Source organism: Mitsuaria sp. WAJ17, from assembly GCF_014174515.1.
Classification (GTDB): Bacteria; Pseudomonadota; Gammaproteobacteria; order Burkholderiales; family Burkholderiaceae_C; genus Roseateles_B.
Genome location: NZ_JACJUG010000105.1, coordinates 1 through 553, shown reverse-complemented (window position 1 = coordinate 553; position 553 = coordinate 1). Strand labels below are relative to the sequence as shown.

Sequence of the window (553 nt, the reverse complement as noted above, 5' to 3'; positions counted from 1 at the left end):
AGCGCACCCACAGTTTGAAATCGTATCGGACAAGCTCCCACCCACGCGTGGGAGCCTTTGTGGGCGTCGGGCCTTCAGCGAACCTGTGAGCGAACTGCGCGTCGGCCCATTTGATTGCCATACCTCCGAACGCGATCGTGAAGCCAATGTAGGCGGCGGCTAGCCCATGCGCAAACGTGGCTGTGGCGCCCCTGCGCAAGTCTGTTGCAGTGAAGATCAAGAGCAAAAGGTCAATCAGTGGAAGGCAGACAAGAAGTGCGCGGCTCAGTTGCTCCCTTTTGAGTAGATAGCGGACTGTGAGGGCCCCGAACAGGACGACCCAGAAGCCAACCTCACATGCAACGATGAGCGTGTAGAGAATGTAGGACTCTTTCGGCATGAACGGCGAGTGTCTTCAGACGCCTAACGAATGAAAGGGACTTCCCCGTCCCGAACTAGCCGCGATGCGGCAAACGGCAACTGAGTGCCACGATGGGAAGTGCAATCTCTCATCAACTTGCTCGAATAGGGGAAGTCATGGCCATTTTGTATGTGGGTATCGATCTCGCCAAGA

At 56.2% G+C, this 553-nt stretch carries 1 pseudogene; it reads right to left on the bottom strand.

The features are described from left to right. A pseudogene (locus H5407_RS24070) lies at window positions 1-379 on the bottom strand (hypothetical protein); the annotation flags it as partial. Between the last annotated feature and the right edge of the window lie 174 nt (window positions 380-553).